The following is a 26,220-nucleotide window of genomic DNA, read 5'->3' on the forward strand; positions in this document are numbered from 1 at the left end:
TACGTTTATCCCAACTCAATTATGACATCTTTTTTCAAAAGTCAATATCTCTCACTTTTTTAACGATAAGAAAGAGGCTGATAAATCATCTCAGCCTCTCTTTCTTACTTTGCAAACAAATCAATTTTTCCCTTTAAGTTCTTTCTTAGCTTGTTCTATCTGGTATTTCACTTGGTCAAACCCTGTACCTCCCAAAGAATTTCGTCTTTGAACAGCAGTTTTAGGTTGCAAGTAGACATAAATATCCTCAGCAATGAGGGAATGATAGGTTTGCAATTCCTCCAAAGTCCAATCTTGAATATTTTTAGCAGACTTGATAGAGTCTAACACTAATCTTCCCACAACCTCATGAGCCTCTCTAAATGGCAAGCCTTTCCCTGCCAAATAATCTGCCAACTCAGTCGCATTTGAAAAGTCCTTCTCTGTCGACTCTTGCATTTTTTCCTTGTTTACCTGCAAACTAGATAACATACCAGCCAACACATCGAGGGAATTTAAAATCGTTTCGACCGTGTCAAACATTCCTTCCTTATCCTCTTGCAAATCCTTATTATAAGCTAAAGGCAAGGACTTCATGACTGTCAATAGTCCAAACAGATTCCCATAAACTCTACCAGTCTTTCCTCGAATCAACTCAGCCATATCTGGATTTTTCTTTTGTGGCATAATAGAGGAACCTGTTGTAAACGTATCTGACAAGGTAATGAATTGGTACTCAAAACTACACCAATTGATCATTTCTTCGCAAAAACGGCTCATATGCATCATGAGTATGCTGGCGTTGGATAGAAATTCTAAGATAAAATCGCGGTCACTAACAGCATCCAAAGAATTTGTATAAGGTTGCTTAAACTCTAACAAATCGCTAGACAATTGACGATCAATGGGGAAAGTCGTCCCTGCCAAAGCTGCCGCACCTAGAGGGCATAGGTCTGTATGCTTCTGGTTAAATTCAAAACGTTCACTGTCTCTTTGAAACATATTGTAGTAAGCCATCAGGTGGTGGGCAAAACTAATAGGCTGGGCATGTTGCAGATGGGTATAACCCGGCATGATCGTCTCCACATGATTTTCCGCCAAGTCTAATAAAACACCTTTGAGATGAGCCAGTTTATCTAGGACATGGCCTAGTTGCTCCTTGAGATACAAGTGCATATCTGTCGCAACTTGGTCATTTCGAGAACGAGCTGTATGTAACTTCCCTGCAAGGGGACCAATTTTTTCTGTCAGCAACACTTCCATATTCATGTGAATATCTTCGTTTGCGATATCAAAGTCAAGTTGGCCTGCCTCTAGCTCTTCTAGAAGCTCTTTCAAGCCTGCTTGAATCTTTTCTGACTCCTTCAAACTCAAAATGCCCGTCTGACCCAACATCTGAACGTGGGCTAAAGAACCAATCACATCAAATTTAGCTAATTTCTGGTCAAAAGATATACTCGCACCAAAGCGCTCTACCCAGTCTTCGACAGTACCTTCAAAGCGACCACCCCATAATTTTGTATTCTTAGCCATATCACATCCACCTCTCTATCCAATCGCGCCCTATTTGGCGCTTTTTTGAACCTCAGAATGAACCTTGGTTGGAAGTCCCCACAACTTAATAAAGCCAACAGCTGCATCTTGGTCAAAGGTATCTGCACTGGTATAAGTCGCCAAATTTTCATCGTAAAGAGAATTTGGTGATTTCCGAGCCACTACCTGAGCACTTCCCTTATAGAGTTTGACTTTTGCAGTCCCATTGACAACTTTTTGAGTCTCTTTAATATAAGCAATCAAGGCTTGTGTAGCTGGACTAAACCACAAAGCATTATAAATGAGATTTGATAATTCATTTTCTATGATTGGTTTAAAATGAGCCACTTCTCTCACAAGCGTCAAGTCCTCAATTTCCTTATGAGCTGTCAGCAAGGTCACTGCCCCTGGGCATTCATAGATTTCTCTTGATTTAATCCCAACTAAGCGATTTTCCACGTGGTCAATCCGTCCAACCCCATGTTTTGCAGCTATTTCATTGAGTTTTTGAATCAAATCTGCCAATTTTAGCCCTTCTCCATTGAGGGAAACTGGAACACCTTCACTAAACTCAATCTCAATGTATTCTGGCGTGTCTGGAGCTTGCTCTGGAGAAGATGTGATGCCAAAGGCTTCTTCTGGAGCCTGATTCCATGGATTTTCCAAAATACCACACTCATTGGCACGTCCCCAAAGATTTTGGTCGACAGAGTAGGGATTGTCAAGGTCAGCAGGAACAGGTACCCCATTTTCCTTAGCATAATGAATTTCTTCCTCCCGAGACCATTTCCATTCACGAACTGGCGCAATCACTTTTAAATTGGGATCCAAGGCTGCAATCGATACTTCAAAACGCACTTGGTCATTCCCCTTACCAGTACAACCATGAGCAATTGTAGTCGCTCCTGTCTGATGCGCTATTTCAACCAATTTTTTAGAAATAAGAGGGCGGCTCAAGGCAGATACCAAGGGGTACTTTTGTTCATAGTAGGCATGTGACTGAAGAGCCACTAGCACATAATCTGTAGCAAATTCGTCCTTAACATCAATGACATAAGATTCGACTGCCCCAACCTTAAGAGCCTTATCATGGATGAAATCTAAGTCTTTCCCTTCACCCACATCCATACAAACTGCAACAACATCATAATCTTTCTTTAACCATGTAATAGCAACTGATGTGTCCAAACCGCCAGAATAGGCCAAAATTACTTTTTCTTTACTCATATTCTTTTCCTTCTTTCTATTTTTCAATGGATGCTTTAAAGGCATCCTCAATGAGTTTGTCTAATTCCCCAGACTCCTTCAACTTTTGAATGGTTTTATCGACTGCCTCTTTCAATTCCTTACTATCTTTTTTCATGGCGACCGCGTAGGAATCATCTTGCTCTTTTTCAAAATTGAGGTCTGCGATTGCTAAATCAGGATTATTTTCCACAAATCCCTTGGCAACTGGTTCTTCAAAAATAACGGCATCCACTTGTCCTGATTTTAAATCTGTGATTAAATTCCCATTTTTAGGCAGAGATACGAGGGAAGAATTTTGTAGCAAATCTTTCGCCATCGTCTCTTGAATCGAACCTTTCTGCGCTCCGACCTTTTTCTGCGCTAAGTCGTTGACAGACTGATAAGTGGCTAAATCAGATTTTTTGACAATGAGCTTATTTTTTGAAGTATAGTAGGGAGTTGAAAAATCGAACACCTTGCTCCGTTCATCTGTCTTAGAAACACCTGATATGGCAAGGTCAGCTTTTCCTGATTGAACACTAGCCAGTACATTGTCAAAACTCATGGGAGATAGTTCCAATTCGACACCTAGTTCTGTTGCGATAGCCTTGGCTAATTCGATATCTGAACCCACAATCTGATTTTTCCCATCAACCACTTTTTGATATTCAAATGGAGCAAAATCTGGATTGAGGGCTACAACCAATTTTCCTTTGGACTTGATGGCTTCAATTCCAGCCGATTGATTGTTACTACAAGCAAATAGTAGGGGGAGCATCACTAAACCAAACATCGTCATCAACACCTTCTTCATCTTATTCATAACAAAACCTCCTTTATGTTTATTCTTTTTTGTTGTATAAATAATACTCCTATCCTCATCGTTTGTCAAGCCTAAATTGAAAAAATTTTCAATTTGAAATAAAAAAACCTAGAAATACTACATAAAAATGTCATTTCTAGGCGTATTTATGCTATTTCTCTCTCTGGAAAACATGAGTATTCAGTCAGTCAAAAGAAGCCGAACGAACTCATTTCCCCTCGCCCAATTCAATGACGCGATGACATTGTTGGGCTACATAAGCATCGTGGGTCACAATAATGACTGTTTTCCCCTCTTGATTCATCTCTAAGAGAAACTTCAAGACCAAATCTCTATTTTCAGGATCCAGCGAACCTGTTGGTTCATCGGCTAAAATCAACTGGCTGGGTTTTAAAATGGCTCTAGCAACTGCAATTCGTTGTTGTTCGCCACCAGACAACTCGGAGACCTTTTGGTGCAAAGTAGCTGACAAACCTACTCTCTCTAAAATCTCTTCCACCTTTTTGAGTTTGTCTTTCTTGGACAATTTCACATATTTCAGCGCCAGCATGAGATTGTACTCGACCGTTTCATCATCAATCAGGGCAAAATTTTGAAACAGATAAGAGATATGTTCACGGATTATTGTTTGCGACTTAGCAGAATTGACCGCTAGATTTGTCTGACCAAAAATCTCATACCGTCCGCTATAATCACCATCTATCAAACCTAATAAATTTAACAAGGTCGACTTACCACTACCACTTTTTCCAACGATGGCAACCAAATCCCCCTGATCAATCCTGAGAGACAAGTGATCCAAAATCACTTTTCCTCCAATGGTTTTGGTAATATTTTCCAACTCAATCATAAGATGCCCCCTTTCAATAACTCTACTAGACTTCTTTTCTCCATCCTAGAAGCCAAGACTAGCACAAATAGCATATCCAGACATGTAAAGCCTGCAAACAGCAGGAGTGGCAAGAGCGCATGGGCAAAGAAAATCAAGACTAGAAGAGGCAGACTATAGCCCATCAAGAGCAGAACTAAGAGAGCGCGGTAGCGATCGACCAGTTTCCACCCCATAAACTTCTTGGTAATGATATCCCTGCGCTTCAATAAGAAAGTAGTAACGAGTAAAAAGTAGGAAATCATCATGCTAAGGAGACCAAACAAAGCAAAGAGTATATTAAGATTTCGAACTGCATCTCGATAAGAATCCACTTTCTCTTGTTGAATGGCTTGAATCGATGAAAATTTTAAATAATTCCCATCTGATAATTTCTCAACTAACTCCGTAATCACTTTTTGATTTTGTTCTGTATTTTCAACTTTCATCGGGTTGTTTAAATCTGTCGTTGACAAGCGAGTCTTTTCTTCCCACATCATGTCTTGATCATTTACTAGACTAATGATTGGATTGTGGAGATTTTCCTTTCGCTCATTATTATAAGGGAAGAAAGACCAATCTCCTTCATAGTAGGCAATTTCTACATCCATATCTTCTATTGTTTTCTTTTGTTGATCTTCATACTTCATAGAAAGATAGGCGATGGATTTTCCCAAGAACTGATTCTTGCCTTCTTGTCCTTTGTCACTGGCTGGAAACAAAATCACCTTTTTAGTGCCGATATCAGGTAACTTAAAGCCCTTACTCTCTAAAAATTGACGGTTTGCATAGTAAACATCTACTTTATCAGGCAGTTGGTAGTGCTGTACTTGTTCTGCTTTGATGACTGGTTTGATAGGAAGACTCCCACTTCGCACATAGTTTACTTGTGTTTTTGCTAGCAAGTCTTGATAAAATTGGTAGAAATAATCTGTAGATTTCCCTGACCCTGCTAGCTCTTCTTGCCACAGATTATCATTGAGTTTGAAGGTTTCTAAGGTCAGGTAATTTCCTTGGCTTACCCACTGTTGCTGATAAGTAAGTTCTTTGTTTTCTTGTTCTAGACTTCTGCCCACCCCAATCAGTAAAACCGTCAATAAAATAGTTGTCCCTATTTTCATCACATAATTGAAGATGAGACCAAGTTTGACAGATGAAAAACCTTTCAACATAGAGCTGACTGTCATTTTTTGAATCATCAGGTAGGTCAGCCAACTGATGAACAAATACAACTGTAAAAGTAGGACTTGGGATAAGAGTAAACTTGGGAACAAAAGTTTTGGTCTGTAGTCCAGCACTAAAAATAGTCCCAAGTCAATGACAAGACTTCCACCCAAGAGAAGATAAAAATTAGTCTTTACAAAACCAGCTAAAATTGCCCTGCTTTGAAAACCAAGTAACTTTTGAACCCCCACTCGTTTCATCTTCATCATTGGCTGATATACTGTTACTAACACAAGAAGTAAAATAGCCAAGACAAAAACAATGGCAGATAAAAGCAAATCTCGATTTATGACTTCCACTGCACTTTTATAGGTAGGCTCTAGCAAGGTAGCCTGGTCTATCTTGAAAAAATCGCTCCATCTCTGTACAATCCTATCCTTATCCATCTCTTGTGTAGAAGTTATCGTATAGCGACCATTTAAACTACGAGATGTATCCTTGATATAGGTTTGAAAAGTCATAAGCTGAATAGGCTTGGCTTTTAGAAAGGTCGGAATCGTACCAAGTTTATTAGAAATTTCTTTATTACTGTAGACTCCTTCACCATCTGTGGTAAAATCAAGAGAAGAAATCCCAAACTCTTGGTAGGGGAAGGTATCTTTATCAAAAACACCAGACTTGATTACCTCATCACCACTGTCTGTTTTGATGATGGAGACCTTGTACTCCTTTGATACATCCTCAAAAAATCGAAGAACAGACGCTGCAGGTTCGTTAATATCTTTCAAATACAAATCCAAAGAATCTACAGTCTTTCCCATTTCCCGAATCCGAACCGCTTCACGTGTGTAGTTTACATTAAAAACAAAAAAAGTGGTACACAGCAACAGCAGAAACATACAAAGATGACTGATTTTTTTCATAAAAGTACCTCCACTAAAGTTCTCCCTCTCCTAATAGGAGAGGGAGAATTTTAATTAAAATCCATAGAAATATTCCATTCCCGTTGGTGGAATTTTATTAAGGGCAGCTTTAGCCCAAACCTCGGGATCTTCACGATCCTTAGAGATTCTACCTCCATGCTTAACAGTTGCTGTATGAGAGCGAGTAGAATGTAAATAATCAGAATAACCAAAAGTTCCTGTCCAACCTACTCCATAGTTCCATTGACCACCCTCAACCCATACTGCTAAAGCATTTGTAGTAGCAAGTATACCACATACCATTAAAGATGCAACACCAATTTTAACTAATTTTCTCATGATTTATTTCTCCTATTATCGAGAGCTGTTCCGTAAAAACAGCTATAGTAATTTATCAACAAGTATCGTAGACCATTGGACTCACCTTCCTTCTATCTCATTCTTTAACAACGAACTTATTTTTAACCGGGAGAATAGTACGCTCCTGTATCAATACCTTGAGTAACTAGAGTAGTACTAATAAAACTTCGACTATTACTCAGTAGAATTAGCACAATAAGCAATATAGATAGCGCTTTCAAATATTCGAATTTTAATTTTCCCATCTTGCCACCTTCTTTCACCTATATTATAAATCAACATATATAAACTGTCAAGCAATTAAAGTAAAAAATCATATATTTTTTTAAAAAAGAATTATAGTTATTTTTGTGTATGAAGAGGATGGTCAAAAACTCAATTTCAGGATAAAATGAAGTAAATATCCCCATAATAAAACGCATAGTATCAGTTTTTTCAAAACCTGATATTATGTGTTTCTTTATTTTAAAGACTTTTTTCCCAGCCTCATACGTTCTCTGACTACTTATCCATCAGATATTGTTCTACCTTGAGTGCCATAACTTCATTATTTTCAATTAGATAAAGCACCTTAGCTTTCATATAATAGTCCTTAGCAACAGAGATATCAAGATCCTCTGTTACATTTCCCAACAAGCAATATAAATCTGCTAACCTAAAGCTACTATGATACTTGTTACAAAATTCAATCATCTCCAATAATAGCAATCTGGACTTGTCCATCTCCTCCTGTTTCCAAAGGTGGTAACAATAATTGTATTTTATTTTGATATACAACTCAATTTGTTCACGCACACTGGTATCGATTTTTGAAAGAGCTACGGAAACCTGTTCATATAGTTGTTCAAATTTCTCCTTATCCTCATCATAGCCTAAGAAAATCAGCAGGGTATTCAAAATATATAAGTAGTCCACTTTATCAATACTAATCCTACTGAGGATGTCCTCTATTTTTGAAATAGCTAGTTTTAATTGATGTTCGCATTGATAGGTTAGAATGGCATCTATCCAGTCCAGATAAATCTTTTCATCAAAAGATAAGGAAATCTGTTGCTTTCTTTCTCCCTCAAAAGCATATTGCAAAGAGGCGTAATCTTGATTTTCCAATAATGTTTCAGACAATCTCTTGAAAGCAGACAAGCCTAGAAACTCTTTCGAAATTTCTCCTGAAAAGAAATAGTCCATATTTAAGCTCATTTTTTCAGATAATTTATATAACAAATCTGCTCCTGGCATATATTTACCTTGTTCCATGCGACTTATCTGAGTTTGTTGGCAAATTCCTTCTGCCAACTCTTTTTGCGACCAGCCCAGCTCTTTTCGCTTATTTTTTAATCTTGTTGCTAATAATGCATGCATGCTATCCACCACTATTTATATTCTATAAAAACATTATACTACTTTTTGAGAAGATTATATCAAATTGTCTACAAAGAGTGAACAGATTTCCCTACATGTAAGCAAAAAAAGGCTAGCAAAAACTAACTTCTAAATAAAACCACACTGTCATTCCAATCTTGAACACAATCAAATTGCAAGGGATACTGTGTGGTTTTTGAATATTCAGAGCTTAAATTTTTGGGCAATTGTCTATCAGAATGTCCTTTTATCTGTCAACAATCCGAGAAAATCTTGGCTCTTCAAGTCTGAGAAATGTTTGGCAGAAAGACTTCCTTTTTGAAGTCCATCATCTCTAACCTGTAAATAATAACTATGTTGGCTTGTTTTAATTGTCAAAAAATCGCCCAATATAAAAACTTTTTTCCAGTTGCGAATCTCAAATTCTTTTATCTCTGATTTTGGAATGCGGATAAGTCCTTGTCGCAAATCACGATGATGCTCACTTGTGAAAGTCATCCCATTACCAATATTTCTTATCAGTAGTTCATCTGGAGTTACCATCACCAGCGCTATTTTAGTTAAGAAAATTTCAACTGTTGGTGGTAAAATCGCTAGATTAAACCAGGGATGTAGGTAGCGATACGCTAAGAAATAATGAGGCTCCTCACCCAATCCTAGTTGTTTATATAAGGTCTTGACCTCACTGTCTAATCTCACTTCAAAAGACACATCCGAATGCTCTTCTTCCTTCTTCTGATTAAAATAACGCATCCAGACTAGGAAACCGATAAAGACTAGGACAAATATTCCTGATAAAAGATATTTTAAATTGTAGTTCATCACTTAACCTCCTGATTCACTACTCCGCCTAAAGCAGAGGCTTATCTATTTTGAAAATAGTTCCATAACAACTTTAAATAAGACGGGTGTCATTAAAATTAGGATAATTCCTATCACAAATATCATGACTACTCGAAAAAGTTCCTTATTTTTAAACATTTTTCCACCCCTTTTCTAGCTACATCATAGTACTCATTAACCCCATATTAAAATTACACCAAACTTATTTTAGCTTTCTTTTTTACTTTTTATATTACTATGATACAATATTTTTAATAGGATTTTATTATTTGTTAACTTTTTTCACGAAAAGGAGAAAATCATGCGTTATGATTTCGGAAAGGTCTATAAAGAAATACGTGAGTCAAAAGGCTTGACCCAAGAAGAGGTCTGTGGAAATGTCCTCTCAAGAACCAGCCTATCAAAGATTGAAAGTGGCAAGGCAACTCCCAAATATGAAAATATGGAGTTTCTTCTCCGGCAAATCAATATGAGTTTTGAAGAGTTTGACTACATCTGCCATCTCTATCAACCGAGCCAACGAACAGAAATCATGCAAACCTATCTCAATATGAGCTCAACCCTAGGGACTAGTGAACTCGAAAAACTATTTCAAAAATGCCAAGACTATCTCAAAACCCACCACGACCTGCCCATAGAAGAAATCAGAGATATGTTGGAAGTTGTCATTCATATCCGTCAACATGATACAGAGCAACTGTCAAACCAAGTGAAACAGACTGTCACAAAACTTTGGGAAAAAATTGAAAAACAAGATACATGGTATGAAAATGACCTAAAAATCCTCAATACCATCCTTTTCAGCTTTCCCATTGATCACCTCCATCTCATTACTGGAAAAATCCTGCAACGCTTAGAAGTCTATAAAAACTACCAACATTTATATGACTTACGAATGGCAATCCTACTCAATCTGTCCACCATTTACTTATACCATCAAGACAAAAATATGTGTCAACAAATCTGCTATACTTTACTAGAGGATGCTAAGAAAAAGAAGCACTACGATAGGCTTGCTATCTGCTATGTCCGTATCGGAATTTGTAGGGATGATGCTAAATTTATCCAAAAAGGTTTCTCACTTCTAGAGCTGACCGAGGAAACTTCTATGCTGTCTCATCTCAAAAAAGAAGTGGAGACCTATTATCAACCGAAAGAAATATAAAAAGTCGAGGGATTTCCTCGACCTTTTCATATTATTCTGTTCGTTATTTCTTAATACCAGCCGTTATTAAGCCAGAAGTTTTTAGCGGCTGTCCATGAACCGTAACGTCCTGCAACGTAGACATCTGCTACACGTTCTTGGTTTTCAGCTGAGTAGTCACCGTTCAAGTATGAATCTGTCAATTGGTAACGTCCGATGTAACGTCCGTTTGTAGCTGTGTAGCTACCACCTGATTCTTTTTGAGCGATCCATTCTTTGGCTTCTGCTTCAGATCCGCTTACAGTTGAAGCAACCGTTTCTTCTGCTACTGTTTCACCTACTACTGGAGTTTCCTCCTCTACTTCTGTAGTTTCTGCTGCTGGAACTGAAACAGTTTCATCTTGAGCAGCTGGTGCTGCATAAGTCGTTGAAGCTGGTGCTACTGGCGCTGCTGGACCGTCGATAACCAACTCTTGACCAACATAAATCATATGGATGTTGTCAATGTGGTTGTTTTCTGCCAATTTCTCAACAGTTGTGTTGTGAGTTTCAGCGATTTCTGAAAGTGTATCACCTTCTTTAACAGTGTAAGTTGATGATTCTTGAGCAGATACAAATGATGGAGCAAATACTGCAAACAAGGCAGCTACTCCTGCAAGAGTTGTTTTAATCTTTTTAGTTGTTGATTTCATATTTGAAAATTCTCCTTCTTTCTATAGTTCTATGATACCTTTTAAATATTACCGTTTCTTGACACTTTTATGTAGAAATATTACAAAATTATTTTTTATTTCCCTAAATAATGTGTTTTTTGTCATAAAAGATACTATTTTTATGCTATTTAAGGTATTAGAAAGGTTTTCATCCACAATTAAAGTCAAGACCTTTATTCTTTGATATAATAGAGATAAGAATTTTTATAAGGGGAAACTGATGAAATCACTTCGTTTTCAATCTGTCTTTGATATCATCGGACCAGTTATGATTGGCCCATCTAGTAGCCATACCGCTGGTGCTGTTCGTATTGGGAAGATCGTCTCTTCCATTTTTGATGATACTCCGACAGAAGTCGAATTCCAACTTTTTAACTCATTTGCCAAGACCTATCGTGGTCACGGAACAGACCTAGCCCTTGTTGCAGGTATTTTGGGCATGGATACAGACGATCCTGAAATCCCAAATAGTCTGGAGATTGCCCACAAGCGCGGTATTAAGATTGTCTGGACTATTCAGAAAGACAGTAATGCTCCGCACCCTAATACCACTAAAATTACTGTTAAAAATGCCCACAAGACCATCAGCGTAACTGGTATTTCTATCGGTGGAGGGAATATTCAGGTCACCGAACTCAATGGCTTTGCCGTCTCTCTCAATATGAATACACCGACTATCATCATTGTTCATCAAGATATTCCAGGTATGATTGCCCTCGTAACAGAAGCCCTTTCACGCTATGGTATCAATATCGCCCAGATGAATGTCACTCGTGAAAAAGCTGGTGAAAAAGCCATTATGATTATCGAAGTCGACAGTCGCAACTGTGATGAGGCCATCGAAGAAATTCGTAAAATCCCTCATCTCCACAATGTCAATTTCTTTAAATAGGAGGAAGCATGTTTTATTCTATCAAAGAATTGGTCGAGCAGGCAGAACTGGACTTTCAAGGAAATGTCGCAGAACTCATGATTACAACAGAGTTTGAATTGACTGGTCGCGAACGTGAAGAAGTCCTCCTTCTCATGGAACGCAATCTGGAAGTCATGAAAGCCTCTGTCCAACTTGGCCTCAATGAAAATAAATCTCGTAGTGGCCTGACAGGTGGAGATGCTGCCAAATTGGACCACTACATCAAAAACGGAAAAACTCTGTCAGATTACACGATTCTCTCTGCTGCCCGAAATGCCATCGCAGTCAATGAACACAATGCTAAAATGGGCTTGGTCTGCGCTACTCCGACCGCAGGAAGTGCTGGCTGTCTCCCTTCCGTTCTCACTGCTGCTATTGAAAAATTAGACCTCAGCCACGAACAACAGCTGGATTTCCTCTTTGCTGCCGGTGCCTTTGGACTAGTCATCGCAAACAACGCCTCTATCTCAGGTGCTGAAGGCGGTTGCCAAGCTGAGGTTGGTTCAGCATCTGCTATGAGTGCTGCAGCCTTGACTCTAGCTGCAGGCGGAACACCTCATCAGGCCAGCCAGGCCATTGCCTTTGTCATTAAAAATATGCTGGGCCTCATCTGTGACCCTGTTGCCGGCTTAGTTGAAGTTCCCTGTGTTAAACGTAATGCCATGGGAGCCAGCTTTGCCTTCATCGCAGCAGACATGGCCTTGGCAGGGATCGAATCTAAAATTCCTGTGGATGAAGTGATCGATGCCATGTATCAAGTAGGAGCAAGCATGCCAACTGCCTTTCGTGAAACGGCTGAAGGTGGACTCGCTGCCACACCTACTGGTCGTCGCCTCCAAAAAGAAATTTTCGGAGAATAAGTTTATCAAATAGGAGAAACCATGACCTCTATCTCAGCTATCTTTTTCGATCTGGACGGAACCCTCGTTGACAGTTCTATCGGGATTCACAATGCCTTTACTCATACTTTTAAGGAGCTCGGGGTGCCTAGCCCTGATGCCAAAACTATTCGTGGTTTTATGGGACCGCCTCTTGAAAGTAGTTTTGCGACCTGCCTGCCTAAAGAACAAATTTCTGAGGCTGTCCAGATATACCGTTCTTACTACAAGGCAAAAGGCATCCATGAAGCTCAACTCTTTCCTCAGATTGTAGACTTGCTTCAAGAACTATCTAAGAATTACCCTCTTTATATCACCACTACAAAGAATACCCCTACCGCTCAAGATATGACTAAAAACTTGGGAATCCATCATTTCTTTGATGGCATTTATGGTTCCAGCCCTGAAGCACCCCATAAGGCAGATGTCATCCGCCAAGCCTTGCAGACACATCAACTAGCACCAGAACAAGCCATCATCATCGGAGATACCAAGTTTGATATGCTGGGAGCTCAAGAAACAGGCATTCAGAAATTGGCCGTCACTTGGGGATTTGGAGAGCAAGCAGATCTACTAAACTATCAGCCTGATTATATCGCCCACAAACCCTTAGAGGTTTTGGCGTATTTTCAATAACATAGACTGGGCAACAACTCCATTTCAGAAGAAAATGAAGTAATACTCAATGAAAATCAAAGAGCAAACCAGGAAAGTAACCACAGGCTGCTCAAAACACTGTTTTGAGGTTGTGGATAGAACTGACGAAGTCAGTAACCATATCTACGGCAAGGCGACGTTGACGTGGTTTGAAGAGATTTTCGAAGAGTATAAATCTCTACATAACAAAACGCATATTACCAAGGTTCTTATGAACAACTTGATAATATGCGCTTTTCTTTTTTATTCAACGTGGGTTGTTTGATTAGCAAAAGCGATAATAGCTTGCTTCAATTCATCTCCACTGAGAGTTCGGAATTCTTCAATCTTTTTATCGATAGCTTCTAGAGGCATGACATTAACCTTACCAACGAAAATCTTATCCATAACTTGGTTATCAACCAATTCGGTCGAAACCAAGAGTTCTTCGTAAAGTTTTTCGCCTGGGCGGATTCCAACTTCAACAATTGGAATTTCGCTTTCGGTGTGTCCACTTAGAAGGACCATTTTCTTGGCCAAGTCATAGATTTTGACTGGTTTGCCCATATCAAGGATAAAGACTTCTCCATCCTTGGCATAAGCACCAGCATGGATAACCAGACGGCTAGCTTCTGGAATGGTCATAAAGTAACGGGTCATGCGGAAGTCTGTGACCGTTACAGGACCACCTTCAGCAATCTGACGTTCAAAGACTGGAATGACACTACCACGGCTACCAAGAACATTTCCAAAACGAACCGCACAGTAGGTTGATTGGCTACGTTGGTTAAAGCCAGTGACAATCAACTCAGCCACGCGCTTGGTTGCTCCCATAACATTTGGTGGATTAACCGCCTTATCTGTCGAAATCATAACCATCTTAGGTACTTTGGCTTCATCAACAGCCTTAGCAACGTTGTAAGTTCCACGAATATTGTTTTTGAAGGCTTCTTTTGGATTACGCTCCATCATAGGAACGTGCTTGTGGGCAGCCGCATGATAAACAATAGCTGGCTTGTACTGCTCAAAGACTTGCAAGAGACGGTCATAGTCTTGAATATCGGCAATCACTGGTACATAATCAATCCCTTGGAATTTGCGAATCAATTCATGATAAACAAGGTAGATGGAATTTTCCCCATGACCGAGCAAGACGATACGTTCAGGATTGAAACGGCTAACTTGGCGACAGATCTCAGAACCGATTGAACCACCAGCCCCTGTGACTAAGATGGTCTTACCTGTCAGTTCTGCGCCCAGACGCGATTCGTCAAGACGAATTTCCTGACGGCCTAAAAGGTCCGTAATATCAATTTTTTGGAAGCCAGTAGCTGCTTGGTGAAGACCTTGAACAACAGTTTCAACCTTAGGCATCTTGTAACATTTGACACCCAGCTTATTACACATCTGCAAGATACGTTCATATTCTGACGGATCCAGCGACGGAATCGCAACGATAACACGCTCGATTTGATGGCGTTTAGCTAATTCAGGCAGATTTTCATAAGAGCCCAAAACAGGAATACCACCAAGTTTTTGACCCTTTTTCTTAGAATCCTTATCCAAGATACCGACCAGTTCTAATTCACTAGTTGGATGTTGGTAACTATCCATAAAGAGAGCCCCACCATCACCGGCACCAATCAAGAAGGTACGGCGGTGTTCTCCATCACCACTGCCTTTTTTGCGTCTGGAGTAGATTAACTGCCAAGTAATCCGTGGCAATAAAATCAAGAAGGTACTCAACAAGATAAAGAGAATGATGAAACGGATGGAGAAGAGTGGCAAGAAGGCATAGCAGATTCCATAAGACAAAACACTGCTAGCAGTCACACCAAAAAAGATTTTCATAAAGTCCGTAATCTTGCTGTAACGACTAATACTAGCATTCAACCCCCAAAATCCAATCATCAATTGATAGAACAGGAAGGCCAAACTCGTATAGATGATGTAGTCAACAGGTGCTGGATTAATCAGCCCATAAAATAAAATATAAGATACAATGATGGAAACCACCATACTGAAAATATCAAATATTCCCCAGAAAACCTGTTTTTGTTGTTTATTTAAAATTTCCACCAGATCAATCACATAATCTGTTAGTTTTTTATTCATGTCAATCTACTCCTCCTTAAAAGAGTTTTACTATATTGTTATTGTATCATATTTTAAGTTATTTGGCTTATTTTTCCAAATAAATAACTGTTCCCTTGTACTCCTTCTTCCATTTAATCCCTCTAATTAAACCTACAATCGTCCCAAGGCCATAAGCAAAGTGAATGGAAAATAAAAGAAAGGGCATCACAATTAGAAATCCATTTTTATGTTTTAATAAAGTCAGAAAAGTGAGCAGTAATAAAAGTAGAAAATAAGTACCTAATAGTAAAGTTATAAATAAGAATGTGAATGGTAATAATGCTAGGCTAAACACAAAACTCAAAACAAATAAACAAGGGACATAGTGAAATAGTGATAAACACTTAGGCTGAACATGAGTTGTCAAGCCAATCCACAAACCATTTGAATATTTTTGATGCAGCATTTTCCTGAATGTTGGTCGAATATACTGATAAGATAGAATACTTGGGCTATAACGTATTTTATAACCATGCTCTCGAATTCTATAATGAATATCATTATCTTCAGTTCGTCCAAGTTGCTCATTTACTAAACCGACCTTCTGGAAAACCTCTCGTTTATACATCCCATGAAAAATGGAAGAAACATATCTATCCTCAGAACTATTTCGGTAATTGGCAATGCTACTACCAAACATATTTTCCTCAACAAGATGCAGGATCTCTGCCCATTTTCCCTTTCCTTCAACAATCGTCGGTCTAGGTCCCCCACAAACAGATTCACCTTGTTGAATAACAGCCACATTGTTCATTACAAAACTCTCAGTAACTTTTGAATGGGCATCAATTTTTAAAACAAGGTCTCCTACAGAATGTTTAACGCCCAAGTTAAAACCACTAGCTTGATTTTTCTTAGGATTGTTATACAATCTAATTGAGTTAAACTCTGTATCTTCTTTTATAAATTCCTGAATGATAGCTGTGGTCCCATCCGTAGACATAGCATTTATAAATAGAATTTCAATATTCTCTTTAGGATAGGTTTGATTTTTTAAGTCTTTAATTAGACCAGGCAAATATTTTTCTTCATTGTATGCACTGATTACAATGGATACGAGAAGACTGTCAACATTTTGAGTCACTACTACTCTCCTGAATTTTTCCTTCCACTATTTTATCATAATTTTCAAGACTTTCCCATTTTTATCTTGAAAGCCAGAAACCTTACTTGACATTATAGGGAAAAAGCCTTAAAATAAGCTGTTATTAAAATCAGCTAGAAGAGGTATTATATGAAAAAGCAATCACTCTTTTTTGTTCCAGGTATTATCCTAATTGGTGTTTCCTTGCGGACTCCTTTTACTGTTTTACCCATTATTTTGGGAGATATTTCTCAAGGACTGGGAGTAGAAGTTAGTTCGCTTGGTGTCTTGACCAGCCTTCCCCTCCTCATGTTTACCCTCTTCTCACTATTTTCTACCCGACTGGCTCAAAAAATCGGCTTGGAGCATCTCTTCACCTACAGCCTTTTCTTCTTGACCATCGGTTCTCTCATTCGACTAATCAATCTGCCCCTGCTCTATCTAGGAACCTTGATGGTTGGGGCAAGTATCGCAGTCATCAATGTTCTGCTTCCTAGTCTCATCCAAGCCAATCAACCAAAGAAAATTGGTTTTCTGACCACCTTATATGTAACTTCTATGGGGGTTGCGACGGCTCTTGCTTCCTATCTAGCCGTGCCTATTACACAAGCCAGTTCTTGGAAAGGACTTATCATCCTCCTCACCCTGCTCTGTCTAGCAACTTTTTTAGTATGGCTCCCAAATCACCGCTATAATCACAAACTGGCTCCGCAAACCAAACAAAAAAGCAAAGCAAAGGTCATGCATAATAAACAGGTCTGGGCAGTGATTGTCTTTGCAGGTTTTCAATCCTTGCTCTTTTACACTGCTATGACTTGGTTACCTACCATGGCCATCCACGCAGGTCTATCCAGTCACGAAGCTGGCTTGCTCACTTCTATCTTCTCTCTGATTAGCATTCCTTTTTCAATGACCATCCCAAGCCTGACAACCAGCTTGTCAACTCGCAACCGTCAGCTCATGCTCACTCTGGTCTCACTGGCTGGTGTGGTCGGCATTTCCATGCTCTTTTTCCCAATCGGTAATTTCTTTTACTGGCTTGCCATCCATCTCCTCATCGGAACCGCAACCAGCGCCCTCTTCCCCTATCTCATGGTCAACTTTTCACTCAAGACAAGCGCTCCTGAAAAGACAGCCCAATTGTCCGGCCTATCTCAAACAGGAGGCTATATCCTAGCAGCCTTTGGGCCAACTCTCTTTGGTTACAGTTTTGATTTTTTCCACTCTTGGGTGCCAGCTGTTGCTGCCCTCTTACTCGTCGATCTCCTGATGACTGTGGCCCTCTTTACAGTGGACAGAGCTGATAAAATCCTTTAATTATTCTAAAATACTTATCAGATATAAACAATGCAAAGCCAGACTCTGTCTGGTTTTTTAGGCGTTTCTATCAAGAAAAAGCACCATCCATCTATTAGCAGAAAAATGGCATTTTTGATATAATAAGATGTATAGAAACTAATTGTCATGCGAAAATAAATTAGTTTATAAGATAGCTACTATTTTAAACGAGGTACATAGAATGGATGAACAGAAATACAATTTGGAAGAGAGTTTAGCAGAGTTAGATAAGCTCTTTTACTTATCAACCAAGGAGACAGATAAGACTGCCTGTGAAGCTCTAGCAGAAAAAGCAAGAATAATTTATGAACAATATCCTGAAGCAGAAGAGATTGCGTTACGATATGCTAGGATTTTGTTCAATTTGTCAGTTGAACAAGTAAATGTAGAAGAAATAGGTAAGACTGTGAATTCAGTCAAACAAATTTTTGAGCAGTTTGAGCAGTCTGAAGACATTGCTTTACAATACGCTATGGTTTTAGTCAATTTGTCAGTTGAACAAGTAAATGTAGAAGGGAGGGGGAATACTGCTAATTCAGTCAAACAAATCTTTAAGCAGTTCAAGCAATCTGAAAGCATTGCGTTACAATATGCTATGGCTTTAGTCAATTTGTCAGCTGAACAAGTAAATATAGAAGAAATAGGCGATACCGTTAGTTCAGTCAAACAAATTTTTGAGCAGTTCAAGCAATCTGAAGACATTTCGTTACGATACGCTACGGTTTTATACAATCTTTCAAACAGGCAAAATGATATCAAAGAGCGTAAAGAATCCATATCAGAAATAGAAGCTTTAACCTTAAAGTTCCAAAATTCTGAAGAAATTGCGTTACGATATGCTATGGCTTTAGTCAATTTGTCAGCTAAACAAATAAATGTAGAAGAACTAAACAAGACCATTCATTCAGTCCAACAAATTTTTGAACAGTTCAATCAATCTGAAGACATTGCTTTACAATATGCTATGGCTTTAGTCAATTTGTCAGCTGAACAAGTAAATGTAGAAGAACTGGACAAGACCATTCATTCAGTCCAACAAATTTTTGAACAGTTCAATCAGTCTGAAAAAATTGCGCTACGATATGCTATGGCTTTATTCAATCTTTCAAACAGACAAAATGATATCAAAGAGCGTAAAGAATCCATATCAGAAATAGAAGCTTTAACCTTAAAGTTCCAAAATTCTGAAGAAATTGCGTTACAATATGCTATGGCTTTAGTCAATTTGTCAGCTAAACAAATAAATGTAGAAGAACTGAACAAGACCATTCATTCAGCCCAACAAATTTTTGAACAGTTCAATCAATCTGAAGACATTGCTTTACAATATGCTATGGCTTTAGTCAATTTATCACTTGAACAAACCAACTTAGATAAATTGAATGATACGGTTTCTAAACTAAAGAAAATAGCTTTAAATTTTGAAAAAAATGAAGATATCACTTTATACTACGCTGAAGCTCTTGCCAAAATTATCACCAAACAACAAAATGAAGAAGAAAAACTTGAAATCATAGATAAACTAAAAAGACTACACGATAGATTCGTACAATCTGAAGAAATTACTGTTCAATATCTTACGGCTCGGATGGATTTGGTAAAGAATAATCAAATAGATCAATCAAATCTCCTAAACGATATCTATCAATCCTTAGAGTCTATTCCGAGTATCAAAATTTTAAATATGTTCATCGGAATACTCGAAAACGAAGAACAATTTAAGCAAGATCAAGTTCAGATTTCCACTACTAATATCGTAAAAGCTCTGGATAAACTTTGTTTTGATTCATCTATTGAAGAAGGGAAAGATGAAAAAGAGAAAAATTTGCTTATTCGCACCTTAAAACTTGGTATCATCTCCGATACAAAATACGATATTTTAAAAAATTGGATAGAGCATTACGGAAAAGACTCCAAAAAAATCAATAAGCTAATTAAAATTTACACGCTTGTCCAACAAATTAAGTATGAGCTTGGATTGAAGGCTGAAGACAAAAATAGAAAACTAAAATTTGGTCACTATACTTCAGGAGAAGCACTCCAAAGCATACTAGGAAAAGAGGATAAAGCTCCATTTTCCATCTCAGGAAAGACACGCCTGAATAACGCCAACTATATGAACGACCCTGAAGAAGGGGTCATTCTAGAAGAAATTTTAAAATTAGAAAAACGCAATCCTTTGGAACCTAGCTCTTGGTTTTTAATGAGTTTCACTAGCAAAACAGACGACCTAGCCATGTGGTCGCAATATGGAAATAATGCAGAAGGGGTCTGTATTGTACTGAATGAGAATGATTTTGCTCGTTATCATTCACTTAGTGACCTTCCTTGGTATCAAAAAAACTCAGATAAACAAATCGGTCATAAAATGAAATCAAGTGTTGAAATCCAAAACGATAACTCTCTAAATGAATCCGACAAAGAGAAGTCAACTAGAGGCAATGAAAGTGTACAAAATTATGAAGACAAACATTCTACACTGAATAATGATACGGATTATTTATATCGCGTAGCTTATGTTCATTACTCCAATGACCAATTCGACATCGAAGAAAGTGAACTATTCACCAATGAAGAAGTAACGCGATTAAAAGGATTGTTAGAGGATTTAAAATCAGAATTAAGAGACTATAAAAATTCAGAGGATTCATTCTATAAAAAAGCCATTGCTGACTGTATAGAAGAAATCCGCTACCTATTCAAATCGGTCGATTATAAGTATGAAGAAGAATTACGTATTCTGCAATACGCTAACCTAATACCAGATAATAACAAAATAAAAATTGATTATTCTCCTGAATTCGGTAAACTTTATCTGGAGAGAAAAGAAAAGATTCAAATCGATGAAGTCATTTTCGGCCCTAAGTTTCCAAATCCTGAATACGTAACTCCTCTATTAAAACTCTTAGATAAGGAAATTAACTATAAAAAATCTACGATAAAATTTAGATAAAGACGGATAAACTCCCCTAAACTCCTAATTTTTCCTAGGAGTTTTTTTATATATAAAAATTTTACACATTTCTCTTGACAGGGCTTTCTTTTAGATGTACAATGTATGTGTAGAAAAATTATATATAAAAATCTTATACATTAGAAAAGGAGGTTCCCCATGTACTTTCCAACATCCTCTGCCTTGATTGAATTTCTCATCTTGGCTGTACTGGAGCAGGGTGATTCTTATGGTTATGAGATTAGCCAGACCATTAAGCTGATCGCTAATATCAAAGAATCCACACTCTATCCCATTCTCAAAAAATTGGAAGGCAATAGCTTTCTGACAACCTATTCTAGAGAGTTCCAGGGTCGCATGCGCAAATACTACTCCTTGACAAATGGTGGTATAGAACAGCTCGTAACCCTAAAAGATGAATGGACACTCTATACAGACACCATCAATGGCATCATAGAAGGGAGTATCCGCCATGACAAGAACTGAATACCTGACTCAGCTAGAACTTTATCTCAAAAAACTGCCTCAGGCTGACCAAATTGAAGCCATGGACTATTTCAGGGAACTCTTTGACGATGCTGGAGTCGAAGGAGAAGAAGAACTCATCGCTAGCTTGGGAACTCCTAAGGAAGCAGCTCACGAAGTCCTCTCCAATCTTCTCGATAAAAAAATCAATGAGGCACCCGCTCAAAAAAATAACCGACAAATTTTGCATATCGCCTTGTTAGCCCTCCTTGCAGCCCCTATCGGTATTCCTCTGGGAATCGCCATCCTCGTGTCCCTGTTCGCAATCCTTGTGGCAGCCTTGACTGTCATTCTAGCTTTCTTTGCGGTTTCCATACTTGGTATCATCGGCGGATTCCTATTTTTAGTTGAAAGTTTCACTGTCTTAGCCCAAGCTAAATCAGCCTTTATCTTGATTTTTGGTTCTGGTTTACTGGCTATCGGTGCTTCTTCACTAGTCTTACTAGGTATTTCCTATGTAGCCCGCTTCTTCGGTCTACTCATTGTTCGCCTGGTGCAATTTGTTCTCAAAAAAGGAAAGAGAGGTGACCAGCATGCGTAAATTGACAAAAGGATTTCTCATTTTTGGTGTGGTGACTACCGTTATCGGCTTTATCCTGCTCTTTGTAGGCATCCAATCTGACGGAATTAAGAGCCTACTTGCCATGTCCAAAGAACCTGTCTATGATAGCCGTACGGAAGAGCTAACCTTTGGCAAGGAAGTCGAAAACCTAGAAATTACTCTCCACCAACACGCACTGACCATCACAGACTCTTTGGATGATCAAATCCACATTTCTTACCATCCATCTATTTCTGCTAACCATGATCTTATCACAAATCAAAACGATAAAACGCTGAGCCTAACGGATAAAAAACTGTCTGAAACTCCATTCCTCTCTTCTGGAATTGGCGGGATTCTCCATATCGCAAGCAGCTACTCTATTCGTTTTGAAGAAGTTATTCTCCAAGTTCCAAAAGGAAGAAGTCTAAAAGGGATCAACGTGTCAACCAATCGTGGACAAACCACCATCATAAATGCTAGCCTTGAAAATGCAACTCTCAATACAAATGGTTATCTCCTCCGAATTGAAGGAAGTCGTATCAAAAACAGCAAATTCAAAACACCAAATATCATCAATATCTTTGATACAGACCTTACAGATAGTCAGCTAGAGTCAACAAAAAATCACTTCTACGTTGACAATATTAAAGTATATGGTAAGGTAGAACTAACTTCTAAAAATGAACTCAGCATCACACTAACTCAAAAAGAAAGCCAAGAAATCAACTTAGACCTATCAAGTCACTATGGTCCTATTTATCAGTTATCAAGAGATGAGAGTCAACATCACCCAAACGAATTAAGCAACCCTTACAAAACTGAAAAAACCGATGTAAAAGGTCAACTCATAGCTAGGGCTGAAGATTATATTAGTCTTGAAACTACAGCCAACAAACCTTAACAAATCTACTTATATCTATCAAAATGATGTATATACAACTAAAAAGGAGGTTCTACCATGAAACAAGAATGGTTTGAAAGTAATGATTTTGTAAAAACAACAAGCAAGAACAAACCTGAAGAGCAAGCTCAAGAGGTTGCAGACAAGGCTGAAGAAACGATAGCCGATCTCGATACACCGATTGAAAAAAATACTCAAATAGAGGAGGACGTCTCTCAAGCTGAAGTCGAACTTGAAAGCCAGCAAGAAGAGAAAATTGAAACGCCTGAAGACAGTGAAGCGAGAACAGAAATAGAAGAAAAGAAAGCATTAGATTCTACTGAAGAAGAGCAAGATCTTTCTAAAGAAACAGAAAAAGTCACTAAAGCTGAAAAGAACCAAGAAGCACTTCCGCAGCAAAAAGCAACCACGAAAGAGCCCCTTCTTCTCAGTAAATCCTTAGAAAGTCCTTATATTCCCGACCAAGCTCCAAAATCTACGGATAGATGGAAAGAGCAAGTACTTGATTTTTGGTCTTGGCTAGTGGAGGCTCTCAAATCTCCTACAAGCAAGCTTGAAACAAGTAGCACACACAGCTACACAGCCTTTCTCTTGCTCATTCTGTTTTCTGCATCTTCCTTTTTCTTTAGTATCTACCATATCAAACATGCTTACTATGGACATATAGCAACTATGCATAATCACTTCCCTGAACAATTTGCTTCATTAAATCTCTTTTCGATTATCTCTATCCTAGTAGCAACAACACTCTTCTTCTTTTCATTCCTCTTGGGTAGTTTCGTCGTGAGACGATTTATCCACCAGGAAAAGGACTGGACGCTAGAAAAGGTTCTCCAACAATATAGCCAACTCTTGGCAATTCCAATCTTCCTCACTGCTATTGCTAGTTTCTTTGCCTTCTTTGATAGCCTACGATTTACAGCCCTTTTGTGTGTGATTAGCATTGGAATCATTCTACTTGCCAGTCTCCATATTATTACAAGACCAAGTCAAGCAAGTGAAACCGACTCCTTCTATCAGTTATTCTTGTCTGTCCTTGTGAACGGAGTCATTATCCTCCTCTTCTTTGTAGCTGAAGTGGCACTGATTGGAGATTATCTTCGTATCTTGGCCTTTCTTTAAACTTCAATCCTGTCATCCATGGCAGGATTTTTTATATACCAAAAAAGCAAGTCGATTGACCTGCTTCTACTTTACTTTTCTTGTGCTAATGTTTTAAAATCTTTGTCTAAGATGGGTTGCACTTCTAATTGATTGGCATCTAGTTGGTGGTAAGATGCTGATGGTAATGACTCTAGGAATTTTGCATAGTCCAAGCGGGCAATGGCTTCATAGTCTTCTGGTTTAGAGCCGTCTCCTGTGATTTGAACCAAGTCAATCTCCCACTGCACTTCCTTATCCACCAATTGCTCAATATAGGCTACAGGAACAAATGGTTCTCTCGGTAAAACGGTCTTGACGCCTTGAGCCAGATGGTAAACACCGTGCACTTGGCCTTCTCCATCCTGATAGAAGGAAACTCTTGCAAAGTAGGCATCTGTCTCTTGAACCGCACGTATACGCGCTTCAAACTGAGCCAAGCCGTCTTCCTCTAAAAAGCTTTTCAAGTCCTCACGACTAAAGAAAACAGGGTTAAAAATTCCTTGGCAAATCGTAAAGCGGGCTACAGTGTCTGCCAGATGGGCTTGAATACTTGCTTGGAAATAAGCTTCAAAATCAAAACCATCTAGCCCCTCAATCTCAGTTCCTGTATAAGCAAGCAGAGCATCTAAAAATGATTTGATAATCTGCCAGTCTGTCTTCGTTAGTAGGTCAGGAAGATCAATACGGTAAGCTTTTTGACCATCAGCATAACTGACCTTAAAAAGAAATTGTGATTGCCCCACTATCGCACACTCGATATACTCGAGACGGTTAAGAGGTTGACGGAGATAAACCGCATCATAACTATGCGACTCCAAACCATCCACCAAGGCCAAGATCGACTTGGCAGTCAAAATTTCCTGTTCTCCTAAAATGCTCTGTTTATTTGGAATAAAAAATGTTTTCGTCATAACTGGACTCCTTTGAAATCGTTTACATATAGTATACCTTATTTTTCTGAAAGATACAGAAACAAACTTTAGATTTTTGAGTAAAAAGCATAGAAAAACAGCCCCTAAGGACTGTTTGATATTATACTGTAGCTGCTTGATCCAAGCTTTCACCGATAGCGGCTAGGCGCTCGACAACTTCAGCTTGTGTCAATTCATTTTCTGAAACATAGCGGTTACGTGGGTGAACACGGCACTCGTGTGAGCATCCACGAAGGTACTTGTCTTCATTTTCTTCTGATGTCAAGATACGACGGTTACAGAATGGATTTCCACAGTTGACATAACGTTCACATGGTGTTCCATCAAACCAGTCTTTCCCTACGATAGTTGGGTTGACATGGTTGACATCTACGGCGATACGCTCGTCAAAGACGTACATTTTCCCATCCCAAAGCTCACCTTGGACTTCTGGGTCTTTACCGTAAGTTGCGATTCCTCCATGCAATTGACCGACATCTTTGTAGCCTTCACGGACCATCCAGCCTGAGAATTTCTCACAGCGAACGCCACCTGTACAGTAAACCACCACGCGCTTGTCCATGAATTTTTCCTTGTTATCACGAACCCATTGTGGTAACTCACGGAAGTTGCGGATGTCTGGGCGGATAGCTCCACGGAAATGTCCTAGGTCGTACTCATAGTCGTTACGTGTGTCAAGGACAACTGTATCTTCGTCTAGGAGAGCTTCCTTAAACTCTTTTGGTGACAAGTAGGCACCTGTTGTTTCAAGTGGGTTGATGTCGTTATCAAAGTCGTTGTCTTCCAAACCAAGGTGGACAATTTCTTTCTTGTAGCGAACAAACATCTTCTTGAAGGCTTGTTCATTTTCTTCGTCAATCTTGAACCAGAGGTCTTCCATACCTGGGAGGCTGTGAACGTAGTCCATGTATTTTTGAGTTGTTTCATGGTCACCTGAAACTGTTCCGTTAATTCCCTCGTCAGCGACTAGGATACGGCCTTTAAGACCGATTGATTTACAGAAAGCCAAGTGGTCTGCAGCAAATTGCTCTGCATTTTCAATTGGAGTGTAAAGGTAGTAAAGTAAGACACGAATATCTTTTGCCATAAGATTTGTTCTCTTTTCTATTCTTAAATTTTCAGAATTTTTCATCTAACTATACTAGTATACCTGCTTGAGAAAACGAATGCAATTTATTTGACTGGAAATTGTAGAAGGTTCTCGAAATTGCCTGAATGTTTAAATAGTGATAAGAAAACATGGATATATATGCTATCGTTTCAAAAAATCACTGCCTTCCCCAGACAAACCTGAGGAAAAC

24 protein-coding genes are annotated in these 26,220 nt (G+C 38.7%); 11 read left to right on the top strand and 13 right to left on the bottom strand.

Annotation, left to right across the window (positions count from 1 at the left end; genetic code table 11):
* Positions 1 to 120 precede the first annotated feature (120 nt).
* The 8 genes from argH to QM424_RS08415 form a co-directional block, all read right to left on the bottom strand.
* Positions 121 to 1,512 (bottom strand): argininosuccinate lyase, encoded by a 1,392-nt coding sequence (argH, locus tag QM424_RS08380; RefSeq protein ID WP_414394189.1) that lies wholly within the window; start codon positions 1,510 to 1,512, stop codon positions 121 to 123.
* A 30-nt stretch (positions 1,513 to 1,542) separates the two neighbouring features.
* Complete coding sequence (locus QM424_RS08385; RefSeq protein WP_261041508.1) at positions 1,543 to 2,739, bottom strand: argininosuccinate synthase; 1,197 nt, start codon at positions 2,737 to 2,739, stop codon at positions 1,543 to 1,545.
* A 16-nt stretch (positions 2,740 to 2,755) separates the two neighbouring features.
* Complete coding sequence (locus QM424_RS08390) at positions 2,756 to 3,562, bottom strand: ABC transporter substrate-binding protein (RefSeq protein WP_001038480.1); 807 nt, start codon at positions 3,560 to 3,562, stop codon at positions 2,756 to 2,758.
* Positions 3,563 to 3,770: 208 nt separating this feature from the next.
* Positions 3,771 to 4,412 carry an ABC transporter ATP-binding protein gene (locus QM424_RS08395; protein WP_414394191.1) on the bottom strand — a complete coding sequence of 214 codons (642 nt, stop codon included), beginning with the start codon at positions 4,410 to 4,412 and terminating at the stop codon, positions 3,771 to 3,773.
* Positions 4,409 to 6,517: a bacteriocin-associated integral membrane family protein gene (locus QM424_RS08400; RefSeq protein ID WP_414394193.1), complete on the bottom strand. Its 2,109-nt coding sequence runs from the start codon at positions 6,515 to 6,517 to the stop codon at positions 4,409 to 4,411. The genes QM424_RS08395 and QM424_RS08400 overlap by 4 nt, the downstream gene beginning before the upstream one ends.
* Positions 6,518 to 6,571: 54 nt before the next feature.
* Positions 6,572 to 6,856, bottom strand: a complete 285-nt coding sequence (locus tag QM424_RS08405; protein ID WP_414394195.1) for a lactococcin 972 family bacteriocin — start codon at positions 6,854 to 6,856, stop codon at positions 6,572 to 6,574.
* Between the two features lie 522 nt (positions 6,857 to 7,378).
* The gene (locus tag QM424_RS08410) at positions 7,379 to 8,236 is read right to left on the bottom strand and encodes a helix-turn-helix domain-containing protein (protein WP_414394197.1); all 858 of its coding nucleotides are present in this window, start codon (positions 8,234 to 8,236) and stop codon (positions 7,379 to 7,381) included.
* Between the two features lie 234 nt (positions 8,237 to 8,470).
* Entirely contained in the window at positions 8,471 to 9,058 is a 588-nt protein-coding gene (locus tag QM424_RS08415) for a hypothetical protein (protein WP_414394199.1), read from the bottom strand.
* A gap of 322 nt (positions 9,059 to 9,380) precedes the next feature.
* Here QM424_RS08415 and QM424_RS08420 point away from each other — a divergent pair, with 322 nt between their 5' ends.
* On the top strand, positions 9,381 to 10,244 hold the full coding sequence (locus QM424_RS08420) for a helix-turn-helix domain-containing protein (protein ID WP_414394201.1): 864 nt from the start codon (positions 9,381 to 9,383) through the stop codon (positions 10,242 to 10,244).
* A 50-nt stretch (positions 10,245 to 10,294) separates the two neighbouring features.
* On the opposite strand, the gene apf is transcribed toward QM424_RS08420, so the two are convergent.
* Positions 10,295 to 10,915 (bottom strand): aggregation-promoting factor, encoded by a 621-nt coding sequence (gene apf, locus QM424_RS08425; RefSeq protein WP_414394203.1) that lies wholly within the window; start codon positions 10,913 to 10,915, stop codon positions 10,295 to 10,297.
* Positions 10,916 to 11,156: 241 nt separating this feature from the next.
* Here apf and sdaAB point away from each other — a divergent pair, with 241 nt between their 5' ends.
* From sdaAB to QM424_RS08445, 4 genes are read left to right on the top strand one after another with little or no spacing between them, the layout of a single operon-like run.
* Entirely contained in the window at positions 11,157 to 11,828 is a 672-nt protein-coding gene (gene sdaAB / locus QM424_RS08430; RefSeq protein ID WP_000838912.1) for an L-serine ammonia-lyase, iron-sulfur-dependent subunit beta, read from the top strand.
* Between the two features lie 8 nt (positions 11,829 to 11,836).
* Positions 11,837 to 12,709 carry an L-serine ammonia-lyase, iron-sulfur-dependent, subunit alpha gene (gene sdaAA, locus QM424_RS08435; protein ID WP_414394205.1) on the top strand — a complete coding sequence of 291 codons (873 nt, stop codon included), beginning with the start codon at positions 11,837 to 11,839 and terminating at the stop codon, positions 12,707 to 12,709.
* A 21-nt stretch (positions 12,710 to 12,730) separates the two neighbouring features.
* On the top strand, positions 12,731 to 13,363 hold the full coding sequence (locus QM424_RS08440; RefSeq protein WP_414394207.1) for an HAD family hydrolase: 633 nt from the start codon (positions 12,731 to 12,733) through the stop codon (positions 13,361 to 13,363).
* A gap of 49 nt (positions 13,364 to 13,412) precedes the next feature.
* On the top strand, positions 13,413 to 13,649 hold the full coding sequence (locus QM424_RS08445; RefSeq protein WP_414394209.1) for a hypothetical protein: 237 nt from the start codon (positions 13,413 to 13,415) through the stop codon (positions 13,647 to 13,649).
* Here QM424_RS08445 and QM424_RS08450 read toward each other — a convergent pair.
* Positions 13,628 to 15,478 carry a polysaccharide biosynthesis protein gene (locus QM424_RS08450; protein WP_414394211.1) on the bottom strand — a complete coding sequence of 617 codons (1,851 nt, stop codon included), beginning with the start codon at positions 15,476 to 15,478 and terminating at the stop codon, positions 13,628 to 13,630. The two genes, QM424_RS08445 and QM424_RS08450, sit on opposite strands and share 22 nt — an antisense overlap.
* Positions 15,479 to 15,545: 67 nt before the next feature.
* Positions 15,546 to 16,583 (bottom strand): glycosyltransferase family 2 protein, encoded by a 1,038-nt coding sequence (locus QM424_RS08455; protein ID WP_257960201.1) that lies wholly within the window; start codon positions 16,581 to 16,583, stop codon positions 15,546 to 15,548.
* Between the two features lie 150 nt (positions 16,584 to 16,733).
* Here QM424_RS08455 and QM424_RS08460 point away from each other — a divergent pair, with 150 nt between their 5' ends.
* From QM424_RS08460 to QM424_RS08485, 6 genes are all read left to right on the top strand, one after another.
* Complete coding sequence (locus tag QM424_RS08460) at positions 16,734 to 17,900, top strand: CynX/NimT family MFS transporter (RefSeq protein WP_295331021.1); 1,167 nt, start codon at positions 16,734 to 16,736, stop codon at positions 17,898 to 17,900.
* 202 nt (positions 17,901 to 18,102) lie between these two features.
* Positions 18,103 to 20,874, top strand: a complete 2,772-nt coding sequence (locus tag QM424_RS08465) for a DUF2971 domain-containing protein (protein ID WP_153198960.1) — start codon at positions 18,103 to 18,105, stop codon at positions 20,872 to 20,874.
* A gap of 159 nt (positions 20,875 to 21,033) precedes the next feature.
* Positions 21,034 to 21,360 carry a PadR family transcriptional regulator gene (locus QM424_RS08470; protein WP_138700130.1) on the top strand — a complete coding sequence of 109 codons (327 nt, stop codon included), beginning with the start codon at positions 21,034 to 21,036 and terminating at the stop codon, positions 21,358 to 21,360.
* Complete coding sequence (locus QM424_RS08475) at positions 21,347 to 21,940, top strand: DUF1700 domain-containing protein (RefSeq protein ID WP_000198700.1); 594 nt, start codon at positions 21,347 to 21,349, stop codon at positions 21,938 to 21,940. Before QM424_RS08470 ends, QM424_RS08475 begins: the two co-directional genes overlap by 14 nt.
* Positions 21,933 to 22,844: a DUF4097 family beta strand repeat-containing protein gene (locus tag QM424_RS08480; protein ID WP_414394215.1), complete on the top strand. Its 912-nt coding sequence runs from the start codon at positions 21,933 to 21,935 to the stop codon at positions 22,842 to 22,844. Before QM424_RS08475 ends, QM424_RS08480 begins: the two co-directional genes overlap by 8 nt.
* A gap of 57 nt (positions 22,845 to 22,901) precedes the next feature.
* Entirely contained in the window at positions 22,902 to 23,966 is a 1,065-nt protein-coding gene (locus QM424_RS08485; protein WP_414394217.1) for a DUF6574 domain-containing protein, read from the top strand.
* 71 nt (positions 23,967 to 24,037) lie between these two features.
* Here QM424_RS08485 and QM424_RS08490 read toward each other — a convergent pair whose 3' ends face one another.
* Together QM424_RS08490 and trhO are read right to left on the bottom strand one after the other, a co-directional pair.
* The gene (locus tag QM424_RS08490; RefSeq protein ID WP_414394219.1) at positions 24,038 to 24,898 is read right to left on the bottom strand and encodes a DUF4299 family protein; all 861 of its coding nucleotides are present in this window, start codon (positions 24,896 to 24,898) and stop codon (positions 24,038 to 24,040) included.
* 121 nt (positions 24,899 to 25,019) lie between these two features.
* Positions 25,020 to 26,006 (bottom strand): oxygen-dependent tRNA uridine(34) hydroxylase TrhO, encoded by a 987-nt coding sequence (gene trhO, locus QM424_RS08495; protein WP_077804453.1) that lies wholly within the window; start codon positions 26,004 to 26,006, stop codon positions 25,020 to 25,022.
* Positions 26,007 to 26,220: the final 214 nt, after the last annotated feature.

It is taken from the genome of Streptococcus mitis (assembly GCF_047464945.1).
Classification (GTDB): domain Bacteria; phylum Bacillota; class Bacilli; order Lactobacillales; family Streptococcaceae; genus Streptococcus; species Streptococcus mitis_EA.

Coding starts and splice junctions, on each gene's coding strand:
- QM424_RS08385 (WP_261041508.1), bottom strand. CDS start 2,739: ATGAGTAAAGAAAAAGTAATTTTGGCCTATTCTGGCGGTTTGGACACA.
- QM424_RS08475 (WP_000198700.1), top strand. CDS start 21,347: ATGACAAGAACTGAATACCTGACTCAGCTAGAACTTTATCTCAAAAAA.
- sdaAA (WP_414394205.1), top strand. CDS start 11,837: ATGTTTTATTCTATCAAAGAATTGGTCGAGCAGGCAGAACTGGACTTT.
- QM424_RS08490 (WP_414394219.1), bottom strand. CDS start 24,898: ATGACGAAAACATTTTTTATTCCAAATAAACAGAGCATTTTAGGAGAA.
- QM424_RS08405 (WP_414394195.1), bottom strand. CDS start 6,856: ATGAGAAAATTAGTTAAAATTGGTGTTGCATCTTTAATGGTATGTGGT.
- argH (WP_414394189.1), bottom strand. CDS start 1,512: ATGGCTAAGAATACAAAATTATGGGGTGGTCGCTTTGAAGGTACTGTC.
- trhO (WP_077804453.1), bottom strand. CDS start 26,006: ATGGCAAAAGATATTCGTGTCTTACTTTACTACCTTTACACTCCAATT.
- QM424_RS08450 (WP_414394211.1), bottom strand. CDS start 15,478: ATGAATAAAAAACTAACAGATTATGTGATTGATCTGGTGGAAATTTTA.
- apf (WP_414394203.1), bottom strand. CDS start 10,915: ATGAAATCAACAACTAAAAAGATTAAAACAACTCTTGCAGGAGTAGCT.
- QM424_RS08480 (WP_414394215.1), top strand. CDS start 21,933: ATGCGTAAATTGACAAAAGGATTTCTCATTTTTGGTGTGGTGACTACC.
- QM424_RS08460 (WP_295331021.1), top strand. CDS start 16,734: ATGAAAAAGCAATCACTCTTTTTTGTTCCAGGTATTATCCTAATTGGT.
- QM424_RS08410 (WP_414394197.1), bottom strand. CDS start 8,236: ATGCATGCATTATTAGCAACAAGATTAAAAAATAAGCGAAAAGAGCTG.
- QM424_RS08440 (WP_414394207.1), top strand. CDS start 12,731: ATGACCTCTATCTCAGCTATCTTTTTCGATCTGGACGGAACCCTCGTT.
- sdaAB (WP_000838912.1), top strand. CDS start 11,157: ATGAAATCACTTCGTTTTCAATCTGTCTTTGATATCATCGGACCAGTT.
- QM424_RS08390 (WP_001038480.1), bottom strand. CDS start 3,562: ATGAATAAGATGAAGAAGGTGTTGATGACGATGTTTGGTTTAGTGATG.
- QM424_RS08470 (WP_138700130.1), top strand. CDS start 21,034: ATGTACTTTCCAACATCCTCTGCCTTGATTGAATTTCTCATCTTGGCT.
- QM424_RS08415 (WP_414394199.1), bottom strand. CDS start 9,058: ATGAACTACAATTTAAAATATCTTTTATCAGGAATATTTGTCCTAGTC.
- QM424_RS08445 (WP_414394209.1), top strand. CDS start 13,413: ATGAAAATCAAAGAGCAAACCAGGAAAGTAACCACAGGCTGCTCAAAA.
- QM424_RS08395 (WP_414394191.1), bottom strand. CDS start 4,412: ATGATTGAGTTGGAAAATATTACCAAAACCATTGGAGGAAAAGTGATT.
- QM424_RS08485 (WP_414394217.1), top strand. CDS start 22,902: ATGAAACAAGAATGGTTTGAAAGTAATGATTTTGTAAAAACAACAAGC.
- QM424_RS08465 (WP_153198960.1), top strand. CDS start 18,103: ATGGATGAACAGAAATACAATTTGGAAGAGAGTTTAGCAGAGTTAGAT.
- QM424_RS08420 (WP_414394201.1), top strand. CDS start 9,381: ATGCGTTATGATTTCGGAAAGGTCTATAAAGAAATACGTGAGTCAAAA.
- QM424_RS08400 (WP_414394193.1), bottom strand. CDS start 6,517: ATGAAAAAAATCAGTCATCTTTGTATGTTTCTGCTGTTGCTGTGTACC.